Genomic DNA, 18,238 nt, shown 5'->3' on the forward strand with positions numbered 1-18,238 from the left:
GGGAGGCGGTCCGGGCGGTCGGGGCGGGGCCGGTCAGGCGTCCGGGGACGGGGCCTCCAGGGGCACCCGGGCGCGCAGCGTGAAGCCCTTGGCGGTGCCGGCGGCCGACAGCCGGCCGCCGACGGCCGCCAGACGCTCCGTCAGCCCGGTCAGGCCGTTGCCGGCCTGGACGGCCCCGCCGGCGGAGCCGTCGTCGCGGACCACCAGCTCCAGCTCGGGCCCGTCCAGCGTGTTGCGGCTGACCAGCTCGACGGTGCAGCGGCGGGCGCTGCTGTGCCGCACGACGTTGGTGACGGCCTCCCGCAGCGCCCAGGCGAGCGCCGACTCGGCCTCCTCGGGCAGCTCCGGCAGCTCCGGGTCCAGCGGGAGGTCGGCGGCGATCCCGGCGGCGGTCAGCGCGGTGCGGGCGCCGGCCAGTTCGCCGGGCAGGGTGGGCCGGCGGTAGCCGCTGACCGCCTCGCGCACGTCGACCAGCGCCTGCCGGCAGACCTGCTCGATGTCGGAGATCTGCTGGGCGGCCCGGTCGGGGTGGTCGGGCAGCATCCGGCCGGCCAGCTCGCTCTTGAGCGTGATCAGGGAGAGCGAGTGGCCCAGCAGGTCGTGCAGGTCCCGGGCCAGCCGCAGGCGTTCCTCGTTGGCCGCCAGCTCGGCGACGGTGGCCCGGGCCTGGCGCAGCTCGACGGTGGTGGCGATCAGCTTGCGGACGCCCGCCATGGCGAACCCGCCGAGCAGGGCCGGTACCAGCAGCCCGGCCAGGTAGTCGGCGCCGCCCGGGACGACCGGGACGAGGAGGGCGAGCAGGGCGCTGGTGCCGGGCACGGTCCAGCGGGAGTACCGGCTGGGCAGGGCGGCGCCCGAGGCGATGGAGACGTACACGAACAGCACCAGCCACTCGCGGCCCAGGCTCAGGACGAGGAGGGTGGCCAGGCCCGCCATCACGCCCAGCGAGGTCAGCACCCGCCGGGCGTCGAAGGGGCGCCCGGTACGGAAGACCAGCACCAGGTACCAGGCCACGAAGCCGGCCAGGCCGAGGGCGCCGAGGGCCCGGGCGCCGACGGAGTGGCCGCCGCCGACCAGGTCCGAGACGGGCGCGCCGAGGTAGAGCAGCCAGATGCCGACCCACAGCGACTTGACGACCGTCTGGCGGCGCCCCACCGGCCGGGCCCCGATGCGGACCAGGCCGTCGCTCTCCAGAGCGTCGGCCGGGTCGCGGGTGGTCTTCACGTTCATGCCTTCAGTGTGTCCTTGCGGTAGAGCCAGGCGGCGCCTCCCGCGAAGATCACGAAGTAGACGGCCAGGATGGCGACGTCCTTGGCCTGCGGGGCGTTGCCCAGCTCGATGGCCTGGCCCAGGGCGGCGTAGGCGTGGGTGGGCAGCCACTCGGCGATGTCCTGGAGCCACTGCGGGTAGACGGTGGTGGGCATCCACAGGCCGCCGAGGATGGACAGGCCGAAGTAGATGATCATCGTGACCGGACGGGCGGTGTCCCCGCTGACCAGGTAGCCGATGGCCACGCCGAGGGCGGCGAAGACCAGGCTGCCGGCCCAGATCGCGCCGGTCAGGGCGAGCCACTGCCAGGCGTCGAAGCGGACGTTCTTGGCCGCCGCGGCCACCGCGAAGACCACCACGATGGACGGCAGGGAGACCACGGCCGCGCTGGCGACCTTGGCGAGCACGTAGGCGCGGCCGGGCAGGGCGGTCAGCCGCAGCTGGCGGACCCAGCCCTTCTCGCGCTCCTTGGCGATCCGCTCGCTGTTGCCCATCAGGACGGCGGTCAGCGCGCCGAAGGAGGCCATCGCGACCATGTAGAAGGCGGGCAGCGCCAGGTGGGTGCCCATCACGTCGACGTCGCCGTTCTGGGTGCCGCCGATCATCAGGAACAGGGCGGAGGGGTAGATCACCGTGAAGAACAGGAACTTCTTGTTCCGCAGTGCGCGGACGATCTCCAGGCGGACCAGTGCGGTGCTCATGAGCGGGCCTCCTCGGCCTCGGTGAGGGCGATGAAGGCCTGCTCCAGGCCGAGCCCGGCGACTTCCAGGTTCTGCGGGTACAGGCCGGCGGCGTAGACGGCGTGCACGGTGGCGTCCGCGTCGGCGGACTGGAGGCGGACGGTGCGGCCGTTGACCTCCAGGCGGGTGAGCGCCGGCAGGTCGCGCAGCTGCGCCTCGTCGATCGGACCGGCCAGGTCGAAGGAGACCCGGCGGGCACCGGCCCGGGCCTTGATCTCGGATGCGGTGCCGTCGGCCAGCAGCCGGCCGCGGTGCAGGACCAGGACGCGGTCGGCGATCGCGTCCGCCTCCTCGAGGTAGTGGGTGGCGAAGAGGACCGTGCGGCCCTGGTCGGCCTGCTCGCGCATGGTGGCCCAGAAGGCCTGGCGGGCGGTGACGTCCATGCCGGTGGTGGGCTCGTCCAGGACGATCAGGTCGTTCTCGCCGGCGGTGGCGAGGGCGAAGCGGACCCGCTGCTCCTGACCGCCGGAGAGCTTGTCCACCCGCCGGTCGGCGATCTCGGTGATGCCGGCCCGGGCCAGCACCTCGTCGGTCTTGTGGGCGCGGGGGTGCAGCGCGCAGCCCAGGGCGACCAGCTCGCGGACGGTGACCTCCTCCATCAGGCCGCCGCTCTGGAGCATGGCGCCCACCCGGCCGGCCGCGATGGCCTGCTGGGGGGTGCCGCCGAACACGCGGACCGTGCCGGAGTCGGCGGGGCGCAGACCGAGCAGGAGGTCCAGGGTGGAGGACTTGCCGGCGCCGTTGGGGCCGAGCAGGGCGACGGTCTCTCCCGGGTGCAGCTCGAGGGAGAGGCCGTCGACCGCGCGGACCGGGCCGTAGCTCTTGGTCACGTTCTCGAAGCTCACCACGGTGGTGGAGTTCTTCACGGTCGTCGTCGTCATGGCTCAAGAATCGCTGCAGCAGGGGCCCGGGCGGCAGTGTCGTGCGTCGTGATCGCCGCATGACAGATGTCATGCGGCAGACATGACGGAGCCCCCGCCGGGGGCCGGCGGGGGCTCGGTCGGGCGGGCGCCGGGGCGCCCCGCGCAGGTCAGCTCGGGTCGGTCTCGATGACGCCGACCCGCTCGGCGGTGGTCTTGCCGCGCAGCGCCTGGCGCAGGGCGACGACCACGTCCTCGGGGGTGACCGCGGTGCGCTGGCCGGAGCCCCGCATGATCGTCACCCCGTCGAAGGTGTCGCCGTACAGCTCCTTGAGGGCTGCGAGGTCGTAGGTCTCGACCAGCTTGCCGTCGACCGCCTTCATGCCCAGGATCTTGGGCAGCGAGCGGGCCGGGCCGAACGGGATGGACTTGGCGCCGGCCTTGATGACGACCTGGGCCGACATCGCGGGCTTGGCGAACTCCTCCATGGCGCGGTCCAGTTCGGCCTGGCCGATGACGGGCTCGCGGGTGGTGACGGGGAGTTCGACGGCCGGGGCCTTGCCGGTGGCGAGCTGGGTGCGGTACGCCTCCTCGACGGCGGCCATGGACTTGTCGACGTCCAGGGCGGTGCCGGCCTTGCCGGGGACCGGGGTGACCTTGTTCGGCGCGAACGTGATGGTGCCCTCGACGGCCGAGCCGGAGGCGCCGGCCAGGTCCTGGAGGGCGACCTGCAGCTTCTCCTCGTCGACGTGGACCACCGGGTCGGCGGCGCGTTCGTTGCCGAACAGCGAGCCGATGACGGAGAGCGGGTTGTAGTCGCTGCCTTCCGCGTTGCGGACGGTGGTCTGGTCGTCGAGGGTCAGACCGGCCTTGTCGGGCTTGAGCTCGACCTGCTTGCCGCCGACGGTGAGCTGGATCGGGGCGGTGGCGCGGGCGCCGAAGGCCTGGCGCATCTTGTCCAGCGCCTCCTCCTTGCTGCCGCCGATGTCGGTGCCGAGCACGGTGGTGCCCTTGGGCACGTCGGAGTGGTTCAGCAGCAGGCCGGCGCCGTACGCGACACCGAGCAGGGCGACCGCGCCGGAGCAGGCCAGCACCAGCTTGGAGCCGCCCTTGCGGGCCGCGGCGGCCTTCTTGGCCTTGGGCAGCGGGCGCCGGGGCGCCTGGGCCGGGCTGCTCAGGCCCGGGCTGTCGCCGGGGCCCGCGGGGGCACCCGCCGGACCACCGGCGGGGCCGCCCATCGGGGCGGCGCCGGGGCCGCCGGGGCCGCCCATCGGGGCCGGGCCGGGGCGCGGGGCCGGCGGCGGGACCACCGGCAGGGCGCTGGTGGGCGCGTCGCCGCCGAGCTCGGGGCCGGGCCACTGCGGGGTGAGCGCGGTGGTGTCGTCCTCGGCGCGGGGGGCGACGGGCATGGCGCCCATGGCGGGGCCCGTGGTGGGGCCGGTGGGCGCCGGGATGCCGTTGAGGGCTCCGGCCGCGCCGCGGGAACCGGGGGCGCCGGGGACACCCGGGGCGCCCGGGCCGAAGCCGGCGGGGGCCGGGCCGGTCTGGGCCGGGCCGGTCGGCGCGCCGAAGGCGTTCTGGGCCGGCGGCGGGCCGGCCGGGGCGCCGAAGGCGTTGTCCGTGGGCGCCGGGCCGCCGGGGGCGCCGAAGCCCTGGCCGGTGGGGGCCGGGGCGGGCGGGGCGCCGAAGGCGTTCTCCATCGGGGCGGGGGCGCCCGGAGCCTGGCCCGCCGGGCCGCCGAAGCCCTGGCCGGGGCGGGGGCCGGGGCCGCGGGTGGGCAGGCCGGGGGCCGGCCCGCCGGGGCCGCCGAAGCCGGTGCCGGTGCCCGCGCCGCCGGCGGGGCCCGCGGCGGTGCCCGCACCCGGGCCGCCGGCGCCGAAGCCTCCGGGCGCGCCGGGCCGGGCGGCCGGCCCGCGGCCCACCGGCCGCTGCGGCAGGCCCGTGCGCGGGGCCGCCGGGCGCTGGCCCGGTGCCGATGCGTTCATGTCCGTACCCCCGTTGTCAGAGCCCCCCGCAGGGGCTCCGGCGGCGGGTCCGCCGCCCGGGCCCGGAAGGGCCGGACGGGGCGCCGCGGGCGGGGCCGAGGACTTGCGCGGGGCGAACCATCCGCCGCCGTCCGGCTTCGGCTCGGCGGCCGGCTCCGGCGCCGCGGACTCCTGGGACGGGGACGCCTCGGAGGGGGCGGCCGGTTCCGGGTCGGCGGACGGACCGTCCGCGTCGGACGCGACGGACTTGCGCACGACCACCGGCGGGATCGGCCGGGAACCCGGGATGTTGATCCGGATCCGGGTGGTCAGCGTGGTCTCGGTCTTGGGCTCCTCGGGCAGCGGCGAGGGCGCGGGCTTGGACGTCATGGTGTGCTCCTCCGGGGCGCTCGGCCCGGTGTCCGTGGACGGATACTGGCGGGATCCGTACGGCGGCGTACCCGACGGGTAGGCGGCTCCGCCGCGCCCCTGGGGCCCGGAGGACGAACTGTCAGTTTCACGGCTCAAGGCAGGTTCTCCCGGTTGGCTCCGCCGCCCGTCATACCGTGCGCGGGCAGCTCGGCGGCGCCGTCCACCATACTGGCCGCCGCCCGGAGGCAACTGACCACCGGGGGAAGCCCGGTTCCGGTACGCGCCCCCGGGAGCCCCCGCGGGGCCTGCTCACAACCCCCGCGCACCGATGCGCCGTCGGCCGCAAGGGCACGTCACCCGCTGCGCGGGGCGGCCGAAACCGGCCGGGCCGCCGGGAGCTGGAGGGTGGCACAGATCACAGCGGCGACGATTCCGCCCAGCATGTAGACATATGTGCTGATTCCGGCAACGAACACGGCGTCACCTTCCGGGCGGGGCCCGGACAGCCACATGAAGACGGCCAGCCAGCCGACGGCCGGTGCGGCCACGCCGAGCGCGCCCCGTGCGGCGATCCGGCCGCCCAGGAAGCAGCCGGCGGCGGCGAGCAGCGCGAGCACCAGCCCGGCCGGGAACCAGGCCTCGATGACCAGGGCGCCCGCGATGCCGACCAGTGCGCCGGCGAGCAACAGGCCGAGCAGCAGGGCGACCCGGCCGAGGGTGACCGGGCGGGGCTCCTGGGGTCCGGCCGGGACCGGCCGGGCGGCGGGGGCGGCGGCCGGCGAGCCGTGCGCCCGGGCGCGCTTCTTGGCCCCGGTCACACGCCCACCCCGGCGAAGAGGTCCTGCTCCCGCTCGCCCTCGGGTGCACCCGAACGGCCGCGGACCAGCTCGTAGTACTCCTTGACGAAGAGCGGCTGGGCCAGGTCGTTGGAGAGCGCGAAGAAGGTGCCGTCCACGGAGATCTGGGTGACGTGCGCGCGCATCGCGGCGGCCTTGGCGGCGGCGTAGGCCGGCGCGTCGATCTCGGCGGTGATCCGGGCGTCCTCGACCACGCCGGGCACGTCGTCGACCTGCGCGACGCCCGGGAAGGGGGTCTTCGTGCCCTCGGCCCGCAGCAACTCGAAGCCGGCCTCGACCACCGAGCGGGGGACGCGGTTCCAGTAGATCTTGTCGATCTCGTGCGGCTCGCCGAGGTCCTTGCGGAAGGCCTTCTCGGCGGCGAGTTCGGCGGCCCGCATGGCGACCCGGTGGGCCTGGATGTGGTCCGGGTGGCCGTACCCGCCGTCGGGGTCGTAGGTGACGAGCACCTGGGGGCGGACCCGCCGGATGACCTCGACCAGGTAGGGGGCGGCGTCGTCGACGGCGGTGTTCCAGAAGGCGCCGGGGCGGCGGTTCTGCGCCAGGCCCATCATCCCGGAGTCCCGGAACCGGCCCGGGCCGCCGAGGAAGGCGTGGTCGGTGACGCCCAACTCGGCCATCGCCGCGTCGAGTTCCCCGATGCGGTGGGCCCCGAGGGTGTCCTCGCGGTCGGCGACGAGGTGGGCGAGACCGGCGGGGATGACCTCGCCCTCCTCGCCCAGCGTGCAGGTCACCAGCGCCACGTGGGCGCCCTCGGCCGCGTACTTCGCCATGGTGGCGCCGTTGTTGATCGACTCGTCGTCGGGGTGGGCGTGCACCAGGAGCAGACGCCGCGCGGGAAGACCGTTCATCCCCCCAGCCTAGTCCGCCCCCACCCCCACCCCGGGAAGCCCACAAGAACAGAATCCGACCCCCGCCGACCACCGTCCACCGGCCCACCGCGGGGCCGTGATCCCCCTCGCGCCCGGCTCGGCGCCCCGCCTACCCTTCCTGCCCATGACCAGCACTCCCGCGGCCCGCGACCGCGTCCTCGGCACCTACCGCGAGCTGCCGCACGGCGACACCGCCGGCCCCTCCCTCGCCGATGCGGTCCGCGACCACCCGCAGCCGGACGAGCAGCGGCTCGTGGCATACCTGCGCGCGGGGTCGGTGATCGCCGTCGCCGGGGTCGGCGTGCACGACCGGCTCAGCCCGGGTCGCGAATTCATCGCCGGGCTGGACTTCCGTACCGACGGCAGCTGGTACTGGTATTCCGACCTCGCACACTACGTCGAGCGGTACCACGTGCCGCTGGACCCCCGCTTCGCGGCGCACGCCCGCGGGCGGGGGTGGGTACAGCCACGCCTGAGCGACGAGGAACTGATGCGGGCCGACGCCGTGTTGGCGGCGGACGCCGGGCCGGGGGACGGCTGACCGGGCCCGGCGGCGGTTCGCCGGGGGCCCGGGGGGTCAGAACTTCAGGTCGCCCAGCATGCCGGCGACGCTGTTGGTCAGGTCGCTGATGGTGGGGGCGATGGTGGAGCTGGCCAGGTAGAAGCCCAGCAGCATGCACACCACCGCGTGGCCCGCCTTGAGTCCTGATTTCTTGATCAGGAGGAAGACGATGATCGCCAGCAGCACCACCGCCGAAATCGAGAGTGCCACGGCGGTTCACCTCCACATTCGTTCGCGGGCCCGGACGGCTTCGTTGTGACAGCGGACAGCAAGGAGCAGCACGTGGCGGAGTCATACCCACCATGCGCTACGGATCATAACTTTCCGTGCGAGGACATCGGTCGGAGCACGGGTGCACGAGGGGGCGCATGGCCCCCGGACCGAGGGGGCGCGCGGTTGTGCGCACGGGCGCGCGGAAGGCCGGTCGAGTGACCTCCGTCTCCCGACCGGCCGACGGCACCCGCACGGCCGTACGCTGGCCAGCGTGGCTGGTTCGCATATCGGTTCTGCGACAGTCAAGTTGCCTGCGTGTTAACGAAGTTGATGGGTATTTATCGCCCATGTCAGCACAGCCGCAGCACTGGTCAAGCACGTTACGGCGGCGATCAGAACACCCTTTGCTCAAGTTGTGGCGGTCGCCCCCGCCAAGCCCGTCCTGCCCCTTGACTGGCCTGTCCCGCGACAAGAGAGTTCCGCTCAATTCCACGACTGAGCGCGGGGGCTGTACGCGATGACGAGTCCTTCCCAAGCCGCAACCGGAGCGACCGAGGATCCGCCGTCGGATCCGCTCGCACCCGTCGGTCCCGCCGATGCACAGGAGTTGGCGGGGCGCTCGCCCGGGCAGCTCATGTGGCGCCGCTTCCGGCGCGACCGGTCGGGGGTGATCTCGGCCTACGTGGTGCTGTTCTTCTTCGCCGCCGGGCTGCTCGCCCCCGTCATCTCCAAGCTGTACGGCAAGAACCCGTACACCGTCTGGGCCGACGAGCGCATGGAGCTGTTCGACAGCGCCGGCACCCCGGTCGGGCCCAACGGCGGGATCAGCGGGGAGTTCTGGTTCGGCCTCGAACCGGGCAACGGCTACGACGTCTTCACCAAGCTCCTCTACGGGATCCGCACCTCGCTGATGATCTCGCTGGCGGTCACCGTGGCCACGGTGCTGACCGGCATCCTGCTGGGCGTCGCGGCCGGCTACCTGGGCGGCCGTACGGACTACTGGATCGGCCGGGTCATCGACCTGCTGCTGGCCTTCCCGGCGCAGCTGTTCTTCATCGCGTCGATGCCGGTGGTGGTCTCGCTCTTCGTCGACCCGCAGGACGAGACGCCGACGTACGTGCGGGTGCTGGCGCTGATCGTGGTGCAGTGGTTCCTGGGCTGGATGGGACTGGCCCGGCTGCTCCGCGGTACCACCCTCACGCTGCGCGAACGCGAGTTCATCGAGGCCGCCAAGGTCAGCGGGGCCTCGCCGGGACGGATCATCCGCAAGGAGATCCTGCCGAACCTGATCACCCCGATCCTCGTCCAGGGCACCTTCATGCTGCCCAACTTCGTCACCGCCGAGGCGGGGCTGTCCTTCCTCGGCGTCGGGGTGGTCGAGCCGACCCCCGACTGGGGCGCGATGTTCGCCAAGGCGGCGTCCGTCTACGAGGTCGACCTCACGTACATGTTCTTCCCGGGCATCGCCATGATCGTCTTCATCGTGGCGTTCAACCTGCTCGGGGACTCGGTCCGGGACGCCTTCGATCCCAAGGCCGCGCGCTAATCACGACGTCCACAGGGCCGAGGCGTTCGCGCCCAGGCACCGGATGGCTGACATCTCTTCGATGACGGACGGCAGGTGGAACAGTGACTCCTCAAGGTGGACGCAGAGCGTACGCCGCCATCACGGTGGTCGCCGCGAGCGCCCTCGCGCTCACGGCCTGCGGCGGCGGGGGCGGTGGCTCCAAGCACGACAGCTCGAAGGACAACGAGAAGGCCAAGAGCCAGCAGGCGCAGATCAAGTTCGGTGACGCCGCCGCGTCCACCGGTCCGGCCGCCCCGGTCGCGGGCGCCAAGCCCGGCGGCCAGCTCAACGTCTTCCAGCGGGACAGCTATTCGCACCTGGACCCGGGCCAGATCTACGTCTCGGACGAGATGGAGCTCTCGCAGCTGATCCACCGCGGCCTGACGGGCTACAAGGCGGACGCCACCGGCAAGGGCCACACGGTCGTCGGCGACCTGGCCACCGACAGCGGCACCCCCTCCGACGGCGGCAAGACCTGGACGTACACGCTCAAGGACGGGATCAAGTTCGCCGACGGCACGCCGATCACCTCGAAGGACGTCCGGCAGACCTTCGAGCGGCTGTTCTCCCCGGTCATCACCGAGGGCCCGACCTTCATCCAGCAGTGGATGGCGGACAAGCCGGGCGCCGAGTACCGCAAGCTGCTGCCGGACGGCCCGTACAAGGGCGCGCACCTGCCCGCGACGATCCTGGACACCCCGGACGACAAGAAGGTGGTCTTCCACTTCGCCCAGCCCAAGGGCGACCTGCCCTATGCGCTGGCGATGGCCGGATACAGCGTGGTCTCGGCCAAGGGCGACACCCAGAAGGCCTACGACAAGGCCCCGGTGACCTCCGGCCCGTACAAGATCAAGGAATTCAAGTCCGACAAGTCGATGACCCTGGTCCGGAACCCGAACTGGGACCCGAAGACGGACCCGATCCGCAACGCCTACCCCGACCAGTTCAACATCACCTTCAACCACCAGTTCGAGGACTCCAGCCGCCGGCTGATCGCCGACACCGGCGAGAACAAGACCGCCCTGAGCTTCAGCAACCAGGTGGACGCGACCAACCTGGCCAAGGTGAAGGCCGACCCGGCCCTCAAGGCCCGCACGGTCTCCGGCTTCCAGCCGTACGTCGGCCAGATGAACATCAACATGCACAAGCCCGAGCTCCAGGACGTCAAGGTCCGCAAGGCCATCGCCTACGCCCTGCCGGTCTCGCCCTTCGTCCGCGCCTACGGCGGCGAGGACGCGATGGGCATCGCGGGCGGCCTGATCTCGCCGACCGTCTCCGGCTTCGAGGAGGGCTACGACCCGTACGGCAAGAAGGAGCACCCGGCCGGTGACCCGGCGAAGGCCAAGAAGCTCCTCGAGGAGGCCGGCAAGGTCGGCATGAAGCTGACCTTCGGGTACATCAACACCCCCGAGGGCCAGCAGTACTCCACCGGCATGGCGGAGGGCCTGAAGAAGGCCGGCTTCGACGTGCAGCGCCAGGAGATCCCGAAGGACACGTACTACGACGTCGTCAGCAAGATCAACAACAAGTACGACATCTTCCACACCGCGTGGGGCGCGGACTGGCCCTCGGCCTCGACCGTCATCCCGCCGCTGTACGACGGCCGCCAGATCCAGGACGGCGCGCAGAACTACTCCCAGGTCAACGACCCCAAGGTGAACGCCGACATCGACCGGATCAACGCGATCACGGACGCCGCGAAGGCCGCCACCGAGTGGAACAAGGTCAACAAGTACCTGCTGGAGAACGTGGTCAACGTGGTGCCCACCGGCTACTACAAGCAGACCCAGATCGCCGGTTCGGGTGTCGGCGGGGTCGTCTACGACGACGTCATCGGCGCGATCGACCCGCGCAAGGTCTTCGTGAAGTAGCCCGCGCACGCTCTTCGTGAAGGAGCCCGCGCCACCCCTTCCCAGGGGCGCCCCCCGACCCCGGGGGCGCCCCGCCCACGCCGCTGAGAGCTGCCCACTGATGCTGCGCTTCCTCCTCCGCCGGATCCTCGGCTCCCTCGTGATCCTGCTGCTGATCAGCGTGTTCACGTTCTACCTCTTCTTCGCGATCCCCCACGACCCGGCGCTGCTGGCCTGCGGCAAGACCTGCACGCCGGACGCCCTGGCGGTGATCCACAAGAACCTCGGCATCGACAAGCCCGTCCCGGTCCAGTACTGGGAGTTCCTCAAGGGGCTCTTCGTCGGGCGGGACTTCGACCTCGGGCCCTGTCCGGCACCCTGCTTCGGCTACTCCTTCGCCAAGTCGGAGCCGGTCTGGGGGCTGCTGACCGACCGCTTCCCGGTCACCCTGTCGCTGACCCTGGGCGCCTCGGTCTGCTTCCTCGCGGTCGGCCTGGGCACCGGGATGGTCTCCGCGTGGAAGCGCGGCACCCTCACCGACAAGATCTTCAGCGGCGGGTCGCTGGTGCTCAGCTCGATGCAGATCTACTTCCTCGGCCCGATGGCGCTGGCCCTCTTCGTCTTCCAGACCGAGCTGCTGCCCCAGCCCAAGTACACGAACTTCACCGACGACCCGCTGCACTGGTTCACCGGGCTGCTGCTGCCCTGGGTGATCCTGTCGACGATCTTCACCGGCAACTACACCCGCATGGCCCGCTCCACGATGGTCGAACAGCTCCAGGAGGAGCACGTGAAGACCGCCCGCGCCAAGGGCATGTCGGGGCGGTACGTCTTCTTCCGGTACGCCTGGCGCGGCTCGCTGGTGCCGATCATCACCATCTTCGGCATCGACCTGGGCTCGCTGCTCGGCGGCGCGATCATCACCGAGTACACCTTCGGCCTCACCGGCCTCGGGAACCTCTCGGTGCACGCGGTCACCGACTCCGACCTGCCGCTCCTGCTGGGCGTGATGCTCTTCGGCGCCGCCATGATCCTGCTCTTCAACATCGTCGTGGACGCCCTGTACGCCTTCATCGACCCGCGCGTGCGGCTGGCCTAGGAGAGAGCGCGTGACCACCCTGACCAAGGAAGCCGGCGGCGCGCCGGGCGCGGCGCCGGGGGCCTTCCTCTCGGTGCGCGACCTGTACGTGCGCTTCCGGACCGAGGACGGCATCGTCAAGGCCGTCGACGGGCTCTCCTTCGACCTCGAACGCGGCCGGACCCTGGGCATCGTCGGCGAGTCCGGCTCGGGCAAGTCGGTGACCAACCTGACCGTCCTGGGCCTGCACAACCCGCAGTTCACCGAGATCGCCGGGGAGATCGTGCTGGACGGCCAGGAGCTGACCGGCGCCCCGGAGCGGACGCTGGAGAAGCTGCGCGGCAACAAGATGGCGATGATCTTCCAGGACGCCCTGACCGCCCTGTCGCCGTACTACACGATCGGCCGCCAGATCGCCGAGCCGTACATGAAGCACACCGGCGCCTCCCGGCGGGAGGCCTGGGACCGGGCGGTGGAGATGCTGGGCAAGGTCGGCATCCCGCACCCCCGGCTGCGGGCCAAGGACTACCCGCACCAGTTCTCCGGCGGCATGCGGCAGCGCGCGATGATCGCCATGGCGCTGGTCTGCGACCCGGACCTGCTGATCGCCGACGAGCCGACCACCGCGCTGGACGTCACCGTGCAGGCGCAGATCCTGGACCTGCTGCGCGACCTCCAGCAGGAGTTCGGCACCGCGATCGTCTTCATCACCCACGACCTCGGCGTGATCGCCAACACCGCCGACGACATCCTGGTGATGTACGGCGGCCGGGCCGTGGAGCGCGGCGCGGTGCGCGAGGTGCTGCGCGCACCGCAGCACCCCTACACCTGGGGCCTGCTGAGCTCGATGCCGCGGCTGGGCTCGGACGTCGGCACCACGCTGACCCCGATCCCGGGCACCCCGCCGAGCCTGCTCTCGCCGCCCTCCGGCTGCGCCTTCCACCCGCGCTGCGCCTTCACCGCCGAGGTGGGCGGCGGCCGCTGCGCGGACGTCCGGCCGGTACTGGCGGACGGCCGGGCCAGCGCCTGCCACCTGAGCGCGGAGCAGAAGCGGACCCTGTACACCGAGCGGATCATGCCGCGGCTGACCGGCCGGGGCCCGAGGAGCCAGACGCCATGAGCGATGAGAGGACCCTGCCCGCGCCGCGGGAGGCGGCCGGACCGGCCGGCGAGCCGCTGCTGGTCGCCCGGGGGCTCACCAAGCACTTCCCGATCATGGGCGGCTTCCCCTTCAAGAGGAAGGTCGGCGCCGTCCAGGCGGTGGACGGGATCGACCTGACGGTGCACCCGGGCGAGAGCTTCGGGCTGGTCGGCGAGTCCGGCTGCGGGAAGTCGACCACCGGGCGGCTGCTGACCCGGCTGCTGGAACCGACCGGCGGCTCGATCCGGTACCGCGGGCAGGACATCACGCACGCCGGCCGGCGGCAGCTGGCCCCGGTCCGCTCCGAGATCCAGATGATCTTCCAGGACCCGTACTCCTCGCTGAACCCGCGGCAGACCGTCGGCTCGATCATCAAGGGCCCGATGGAGATCAACGGCATCGAGCCGCCGGGCGGCCGGGAGCGGCGGGTGCGGGAGCTGCTGGAGACGGTGGGCCTCAACCCGGAGCACTACAACCGCTTCCCGCACGAGTTCTCCGGCGGGCAGCGGCAGCGCATCGGGGTGGCCCGGGCGCTGGCCCTGGAGCCCCGGCTGATCGTGGCGGACGAGCCGGTCTCGGCGCTGGACGTGTCGATCCAGGCGCAGGTGGTCAACCTGCTCCAGGAACTCCAGCGGGAGCTGGGCATCGCCTTCGTCTTCATCGCCCACGACCTGGCGATCGTGCGGCACTTCTCGCAGCGGCTCGCGGTGATGTACCTGGGGAAGATCATCGAGTCGGGCGACCGGGACTCCATCTACCTGCGCCCGCGCCACCCCTACACGCACGCGCTGCTCTCGGCCGTGCCGGAGGCGGTGCTCTCGGACGAGGAGGCGGGCGGCGGCCGGGAGCGGATCCGGCTCGCGGGGGACGTGCCCTCGCCGGTGGACCCGCCCTCCGGGTGCCGGTTCCGCACCCGGTGCTGGAAGGCGCAGGAGAAGTGCGCGGCCGAGGAGCCCCCGCTGGTACGGCTGGCGGGGAACCGGGACGGCCACCTGACGGCCTGCCACTTCCCCGAGGAACCGACGACCGCGGACCGGGGTGAGGACATCGTCCTCGATCCCGCCCTGGCCGCGATCGAGGAGGCCACCGAGACCCGTTGACCCGAGCCCGGCCGGCCTCCACCGGACGCCGGACCCGGTCCGCCCACCCCGAACCCCGGCGGACCGGGCCCGACGCGTGCGCGGCGGGCCCGTTCAGGCCTGGACGACCTTGCCGGGGTTGAGGAGGTTCTTGGGGTCGAAGAGGCGCTTGAGGCCTCTTTGGAGTTCCAGGGAGGCGGGGTCCAGTTCGCGGGCCAGCCAGTCGCGCTTGAGGGTGCCGATGCCGTGCTCGCCGGTGGTGGTGCCGCCCAGGGCCAGTGCGGCGGCCATGATCTCGTCGTAGGCGAGCCGGGCCCGGTGGCTCTCGTCGGGGTCGGCCCGGTCGAAGACGACGGCGGGGTGCAGGGTGCCGTCCGCCGCGTGGCCGAGGGTGTAGAGGCGCAGCCGGTGCCGGTGTGCGATCTCCTCGGTCGTGCCGATGAACTTGGGCAGTTCGGAGCGGGGTACGGCGACGTCCTCGACGAGCACGGTGGCATCGCCGGGCAGCCCGGCGGCGACGGCCGCCAGGGCCGGGGTGACCAGCCGCCGGGCTTCGGTGATCCGCCGGGACTCCGCGGGGTCGGCGGCCACGGTCACCTCCGCCGCACCGGCCGCCCGGCAGAGCGCGGCCATCTCGGCCAGTTCGCCCGCCGGGTCGCCGCCGTCGCTCTCGATGATCAGCGTGGCCGCGCCGTCCGGCCGCATCAGCGGGTGGCCCAGCGCGTGGACGGCCCGCGAGGTGGCCCGGTCCAGGAGTTCGAGCGCGGAGGGGACGTACCCGGTGGCGGTGAGGGCGGCCACCGCGTCCCCCGCGGTGGTCAGGCTCGGGAAGCGGGCGAGCAGCGAGAGGGCCGGCGGCCGCAGCGGACGCAGCGCGAGGGTGGCGCCGACCACCACGGCGAGGGTCCCCTCGGAGCCGACCACCAGCCGGGTCAGGTCGTAGCCGGCCACGCCCTTGACGGTGTCGCGGCCGGTGCGGGTACGGCGGCCGTCGGGCAGGACGAGGTCCAGGCCGAGCACGTAGTCCGCGGTGGTGCCGTACTTCCCGCAGCAGACCCCGCCGGCGTCGGTGGCGATGTTGCCGCCGATGGTGCAGCGGTCCCGGGAGGCCGGGTCGGGCGGGTAGGTGAGGCCGTGCGGGGCGACGGCCTCGTTGAGGTGCCGGGTGACCACGCCGGGCTCGCAGCGGACCAGCCGGTTGGCCGGGTCGATGGCGAGGATCCGGTCCATCCGGGCGGTGGAGAGCAGCAGGCAGCCGTCGACGGCGTTGGCGGCCCCGGCCAGGCCGGTGCGGGCGCCCTGCGGGACCACCGGTACGCCCAACTCGTAGGTGGTGCGCAGGATGTGGGAGACCTGCTCGGGGGTGTCCGGCAGGGCGAGGACGGCGGGAGTGCCCCCGTCGGAGAACGGGGCGGCGTCACGGGCGTGGGCGAGGAGCTGGGCGGGGTCGGTGACCAGCGCGTCGCCGGGCAGCCGGGGCAGGAGGTGCTCGATCAGGTCTGCGAGGGGCATCCGAAGGCCTTCCGGGCGTGACGGGACGGAGGTTCGGCGGTGGCCGGGCGGGCCGGCGACCGGACCTCGACGGTCGGTGATCAATCCAGCACGCTCCGTGGATCTTGGCAAAATCGCCCCGCATATCCGCCCGGCCTGGTACAGGGCCCCGCTCAGGCCGCCCGGCACAAGGGGCGAGGCCCCCGGTGGTGTCCACCGGGGGCCTCGCGGATCCATCTCAGGGGTGAGTCGGCACTGCGTCAGGACTCCTTGCCGAGCGGCGGGGGCGGGGCCGGCGGCGGCGGGAGCTCGCCCTCCTGGGGGACGACCTGCTTCTCGGCGGCGAAGTGGCAGGCGGAGTCGTGGGCGGCCGGGCCGCCCTTCAGCCTGAACTCGGCGGGCACCGCGAGCAGCGGCACCTCCTGCGCGCACCGCTCCTGCGCCTTCCAGCAGCGGGTGCGGAAGCGGCAGCCGGAGGGGATGTTCGCCGGGGAGGGCACGTCGCCGGTGAGGATGATCCGCTCGCGGTGGGCCCGGGCGCCCGGGTCGGGCACCGGCACGGCCGACAGCAGGGCCTGGGTGTAGGGGTGGGTGGGGTGGTCGTAGATCTCGGTGTCGGTGCCGGTCTCCACGATCCGGCCGAGGTACATGACCGCCACCCGGTCGGAGATGTGCCGGACGATCGACAGGTCGTGGGCGATGAAGACGTAGGAGAGGCTGAACTCCGCCTGCAGCCGCTCGAGCAGGTTGACCACCTGCGCCTGGACCGAGACGTCGAGGGCGGAGACCGGCTCGTCGGCGACGATGATCTCGGGCCGCAGGGCCAGGCCCCGGGCGATGCCGATGCGCTGGCGCTGGCCGCCGGAGAACTGGTGCGGGTAGCGGTTGATGTACTCGGGGTTGAGGCCGACCACGTCGAGGAGGTCCTGCACCTTGCGGCGCCGGTCGCCCTTGGGGGCCACCTCGGGGTGGATCTCGTACGGCTCGCCGATGATGTCGCCGACCGTCATGCGGGGGTTGAGCGAGGTGTAGGGGTCCTGGAAGACCATCTGGATGTTGCGGCGGACGGCCTTCAGGGCGCGGGCGGAGAGCTTGGTCAGGTCCTCGCCCTTGTAGGAGATGGCGCCGGCGGTCGGGCGTTCCAGGTTGACCAGCATCTTGGCGACGGTGGACTTGCCGCAGCCGGACTCGCCGACGATGCCCAGGGTCTCCCCCGCGCCGAGGTCGAAGGAGACCCCGTCGACGGCCTTGACCGCGCCGATCTGCTTCTTGAAGAGGATGCCCTGGGTCAGCGGGTAGTGCTTGACCAGGTCGCGGACCTCGAGGATCGCCTCAGGCATGGAGGCACTCCTTCCAGAAGTGGCAGGCGCTGGTGCGGGGCACGGGCGACTCGGTGACCTCGTACAGGGGCGGCACGTCGGTGCGGCAGAGCGGCTGGGCCATCGGGCAGCGCGGGTTGAAGGCGCAGCCGGGCGGGATGGCCAGCAGGTTGGGCGGCAGGCCCTTGATGGCGTAGAGCTCCTGGCCCTTCTGGTCCAGCCGGGGGATCGAGTCCAGCAGGCCCCTGGTGTACGGGTGCGCCGGGGCCTTGTAGATCTCGTGGACCGGGGCGGCCTCGACGATCCGCCCGGCGTACATGACCGCGATCTTGTCGGCCACGTCGGCGACCACGCCGAGGTCGTGGGTGATCAGGATCAGACCCATGTTCAGCTCGCGCTGGAGCTCCGCGAGCAGGTCCATGACCTGGGCCTGGACGGTGACGTCGAGGGCGGTGGTGGGCTCGTCCGCGATGATCAGCGAGGGCTCCAGGGCCAGCGCCATGGCGATCATGATGCGCTGGCGCATGCCGCCGGAGAACTGGTGCGGGTAGTCCCCCACCCGCTGCTTGGCGGCCGGGATCTTCACCCGGTCCATCAGCTCGACCGCCTTGGCCCGGGCGTCCTTGCGGGAGGCGCCCCGGTGCACCTCGAACATCTCGCCCAGCTGCGCGCCGACGGTGAGCACGGGGTTCAGGGAGGAGAGCGCGTCCTGGAAGATCATCGCCATCTCGGCGCCGCGCACCTTGCGCCGCTCGTCCTCCTTCATGGTGAGCAGGTCCTTGCCCTTGAAGAGGATCTGGCCCTGCGGGATCCGGCCCGGGGGCATGTCGAGGATGCCCATCACGGCCTGGGCGGTCACCGACTTGCCGGAGCCGGACTCGCCGAGGACGGCCAGGGTCTCGCCCTCGTCCACCGAGTAGTTGACCCCGTTGACGGCCTTGGCCACCCCGTCCCTGGTCTTGAATTCCACGTGCAGGTCGCGGACTTCGAGCAGCATTGGGCCC

At 72.5% G+C, this 18,238-nt stretch carries 16 protein-coding genes; 6 read left to right on the forward strand and 10 right to left on the reverse strand.

Translation table 11 applies throughout. The annotated features are described in order from the left end of the window. Nucleotides 1–33: 33 nt before the first annotated feature. The 6 genes from AB0O40_RS03010 to mshB form a co-directional block, all read right to left on the reverse strand. Entirely contained in the window at nucleotides 34–1,230 is a 1,197-nt protein-coding gene (locus tag AB0O40_RS03010) for a sensor histidine kinase (RefSeq protein ID WP_365034997.1), read from the reverse strand. Beyond that, entirely contained in the window at nucleotides 1,227–1,970 is a 744-nt protein-coding gene (locus tag AB0O40_RS03015) for an ABC transporter permease (protein ID WP_365034999.1), read from the reverse strand. The genes AB0O40_RS03010 and AB0O40_RS03015 overlap by 4 nt, the downstream gene beginning before the upstream one ends. After that, nucleotides 1,967–2,890 carry an ABC transporter ATP-binding protein gene (locus AB0O40_RS03020; protein ID WP_365035001.1) on the reverse strand — a complete coding sequence of 308 codons (924 nt, stop codon included), beginning with the start codon at nucleotides 2,888–2,890 and terminating at the stop codon, nucleotides 1,967–1,969. Before AB0O40_RS03020 ends, AB0O40_RS03015 begins: the two co-directional genes overlap by 4 nt. Nucleotides 2,891–3,039: 149 nt before the next feature. Beyond that, entirely contained in the window at nucleotides 3,040–5,223 is a 2,184-nt protein-coding gene (locus AB0O40_RS03025) for a peptidoglycan binding domain-containing protein (protein ID WP_365035003.1), read from the reverse strand. A 335-nt stretch (nucleotides 5,224–5,558) separates the two neighbouring features. After that, nucleotides 5,559–6,023: a DUF6113 family protein gene (locus tag AB0O40_RS03030; protein WP_365035005.1), complete on the reverse strand. Its 465-nt coding sequence runs from the start codon at nucleotides 6,021–6,023 to the stop codon at nucleotides 5,559–5,561. Further along, a complete protein-coding gene (gene mshB, locus AB0O40_RS03035) occupies nucleotides 6,020–6,913 on the reverse strand; it encodes an N-acetyl-1-D-myo-inositol-2-amino-2-deoxy-alpha-D-glucopyranoside deacetylase (RefSeq protein WP_365035006.1) in 894 nt (297 codons plus the stop codon). The genes AB0O40_RS03030 and mshB overlap by 4 nt, the downstream gene beginning before the upstream one ends. A gap of 145 nt (nucleotides 6,914–7,058) precedes the next feature. On the opposite strand from mshB, the gene AB0O40_RS03040 reads away from it, so the two are divergent. After that, nucleotides 7,059–7,475, forward strand: a complete 417-nt coding sequence (locus AB0O40_RS03040; protein WP_365035008.1) for a hypothetical protein — start codon at nucleotides 7,059–7,061, stop codon at nucleotides 7,473–7,475. A gap of 36 nt (nucleotides 7,476–7,511) precedes the next feature. Here AB0O40_RS03040 and AB0O40_RS03045 read toward each other — a convergent pair whose 3' ends face one another. After that, a complete protein-coding gene (locus tag AB0O40_RS03045; RefSeq protein WP_365035010.1) occupies nucleotides 7,512–7,706 on the reverse strand; it encodes a hypothetical protein in 195 nt (64 codons plus the stop codon). 520 nt (nucleotides 7,707–8,226) lie between these two features. Here AB0O40_RS03045 and AB0O40_RS03050 point away from each other — a divergent pair. The 5 genes from AB0O40_RS03050 to AB0O40_RS03070 all read left to right on the forward strand — a co-directional run bounded on the left by AB0O40_RS03050 (nucleotide 8,227) and on the right by AB0O40_RS03070 (nucleotide 14,445). Further along, nucleotides 8,227–9,255, forward strand: coding sequence for an ABC transporter permease (locus tag AB0O40_RS03050; RefSeq protein WP_365035012.1), 1,029 nt, complete (start codon nucleotides 8,227–8,229; stop codon nucleotides 9,253–9,255). Between the two features lie 83 nt (nucleotides 9,256–9,338). Then, nucleotides 9,339–11,147, forward strand: a complete 1,809-nt coding sequence (locus tag AB0O40_RS03055) for an ABC transporter substrate-binding protein (protein WP_365035014.1) — start codon at nucleotides 9,339–9,341, stop codon at nucleotides 11,145–11,147. Between the two features lie 100 nt (nucleotides 11,148–11,247). Beyond that, nucleotides 11,248–12,225: an ABC transporter permease gene (locus tag AB0O40_RS03060; RefSeq protein WP_365035015.1), complete on the forward strand. Its 978-nt coding sequence runs from the start codon at nucleotides 11,248–11,250 to the stop codon at nucleotides 12,223–12,225. A 10-nt stretch (nucleotides 12,226–12,235) separates the two neighbouring features. Further along, nucleotides 12,236–13,324: an ABC transporter ATP-binding protein gene (locus AB0O40_RS03065; RefSeq protein WP_365035017.1), complete on the forward strand. Its 1,089-nt coding sequence runs from the start codon at nucleotides 12,236–12,238 to the stop codon at nucleotides 13,322–13,324. Then, nucleotides 13,321–14,445: an oligopeptide/dipeptide ABC transporter ATP-binding protein gene (locus AB0O40_RS03070; protein WP_365035019.1), complete on the forward strand. Its 1,125-nt coding sequence runs from the start codon at nucleotides 13,321–13,323 to the stop codon at nucleotides 14,443–14,445. Before AB0O40_RS03065 ends, AB0O40_RS03070 begins: the two co-directional genes overlap by 4 nt. Before the next feature lie 93 nt (nucleotides 14,446–14,538). Here AB0O40_RS03070 and AB0O40_RS03075 read toward each other — a convergent pair whose 3' ends face one another. The 3 genes from AB0O40_RS03075 to AB0O40_RS03085 form a co-directional block, all read right to left on the reverse strand. Then, nucleotides 14,539–15,936 carry an FAD-linked oxidase C-terminal domain-containing protein gene (locus AB0O40_RS03075; RefSeq protein WP_365035021.1) on the reverse strand — a complete coding sequence of 466 codons (1,398 nt, stop codon included), beginning with the start codon at nucleotides 15,934–15,936 and terminating at the stop codon, nucleotides 14,539–14,541. Between the two features lie 239 nt (nucleotides 15,937–16,175). Next, nucleotides 16,176–17,255 carry a dipeptide ABC transporter ATP-binding protein gene (locus AB0O40_RS03080; RefSeq protein WP_365035023.1) on the reverse strand — a complete coding sequence of 360 codons (1,080 nt, stop codon included), beginning with the start codon at nucleotides 17,253–17,255 and terminating at the stop codon, nucleotides 16,176–16,178. Further along, nucleotides 17,248–18,231 (reverse strand): ABC transporter ATP-binding protein, encoded by a 984-nt coding sequence (locus AB0O40_RS03085; protein WP_365035024.1) that lies wholly within the window; start codon nucleotides 18,229–18,231, stop codon nucleotides 17,248–17,250. Before AB0O40_RS03085 ends, AB0O40_RS03080 begins: the two co-directional genes overlap by 8 nt. Nucleotides 18,232–18,238: the final 7 nt, after the last annotated feature.

The organism is Streptomyces sp. NPDC089919 (genome assembly GCF_040684615.1).
GTDB lineage: Bacteria > Actinomycetota > Actinomycetes > Streptomycetales > Streptomycetaceae > Streptomyces.

Excerpts from the sequence above, each read along its gene's own strand:
- AB0O40_RS03010 (WP_365034997.1), bottom strand. The coding sequence starts at position 1,230 with ATGAACGTGAAGACCACCCGCGACCCGGCCGACGCTCTGGAGAGCGAC.
- AB0O40_RS03015 (WP_365034999.1), bottom strand. The coding sequence starts at position 1,970 with ATGAGCACCGCACTGGTCCGCCTGGAGATCGTCCGCGCACTGCGGAAC.
- AB0O40_RS03020 (WP_365035001.1), bottom strand. The coding sequence starts at position 2,890 with ATGACGACGACGACCGTGAAGAACTCCACCACCGTGGTGAGCTTCGAG.
- AB0O40_RS03025 (WP_365035003.1), bottom strand. The coding sequence starts at position 5,223 with ATGACGTCCAAGCCCGCGCCCTCGCCGCTGCCCGAGGAGCCCAAGACC.
- mshB (WP_365035006.1), bottom strand. The coding sequence starts at position 6,913 with ATGAACGGTCTTCCCGCGCGGCGTCTGCTCCTGGTGCACGCCCACCCC.
- AB0O40_RS03040 (WP_365035008.1), top strand. The coding sequence starts at position 7,059 with ATGACCAGCACTCCCGCGGCCCGCGACCGCGTCCTCGGCACCTACCGC.
- AB0O40_RS03050 (WP_365035012.1), top strand. The coding sequence starts at position 8,227 with ATGACGAGTCCTTCCCAAGCCGCAACCGGAGCGACCGAGGATCCGCCG.
- AB0O40_RS03060 (WP_365035015.1), top strand. The coding sequence starts at position 11,248 with ATGCTGCGCTTCCTCCTCCGCCGGATCCTCGGCTCCCTCGTGATCCTG.
- AB0O40_RS03070 (WP_365035019.1), top strand. The coding sequence starts at position 13,321 with ATGAGCGATGAGAGGACCCTGCCCGCGCCGCGGGAGGCGGCCGGACCG.
- AB0O40_RS03075 (WP_365035021.1), bottom strand. The coding sequence starts at position 15,936 with ATGCCCCTCGCAGACCTGATCGAGCACCTCCTGCCCCGGCTGCCCGGC.
- AB0O40_RS03080 (WP_365035023.1), bottom strand. The coding sequence starts at position 17,255 with ATGCCTGAGGCGATCCTCGAGGTCCGCGACCTGGTCAAGCACTACCCG.
- AB0O40_RS03085 (WP_365035024.1), bottom strand. The coding sequence starts at position 18,231 with ATGCTGCTCGAAGTCCGCGACCTGCACGTGGAATTCAAGACCAGGGAC.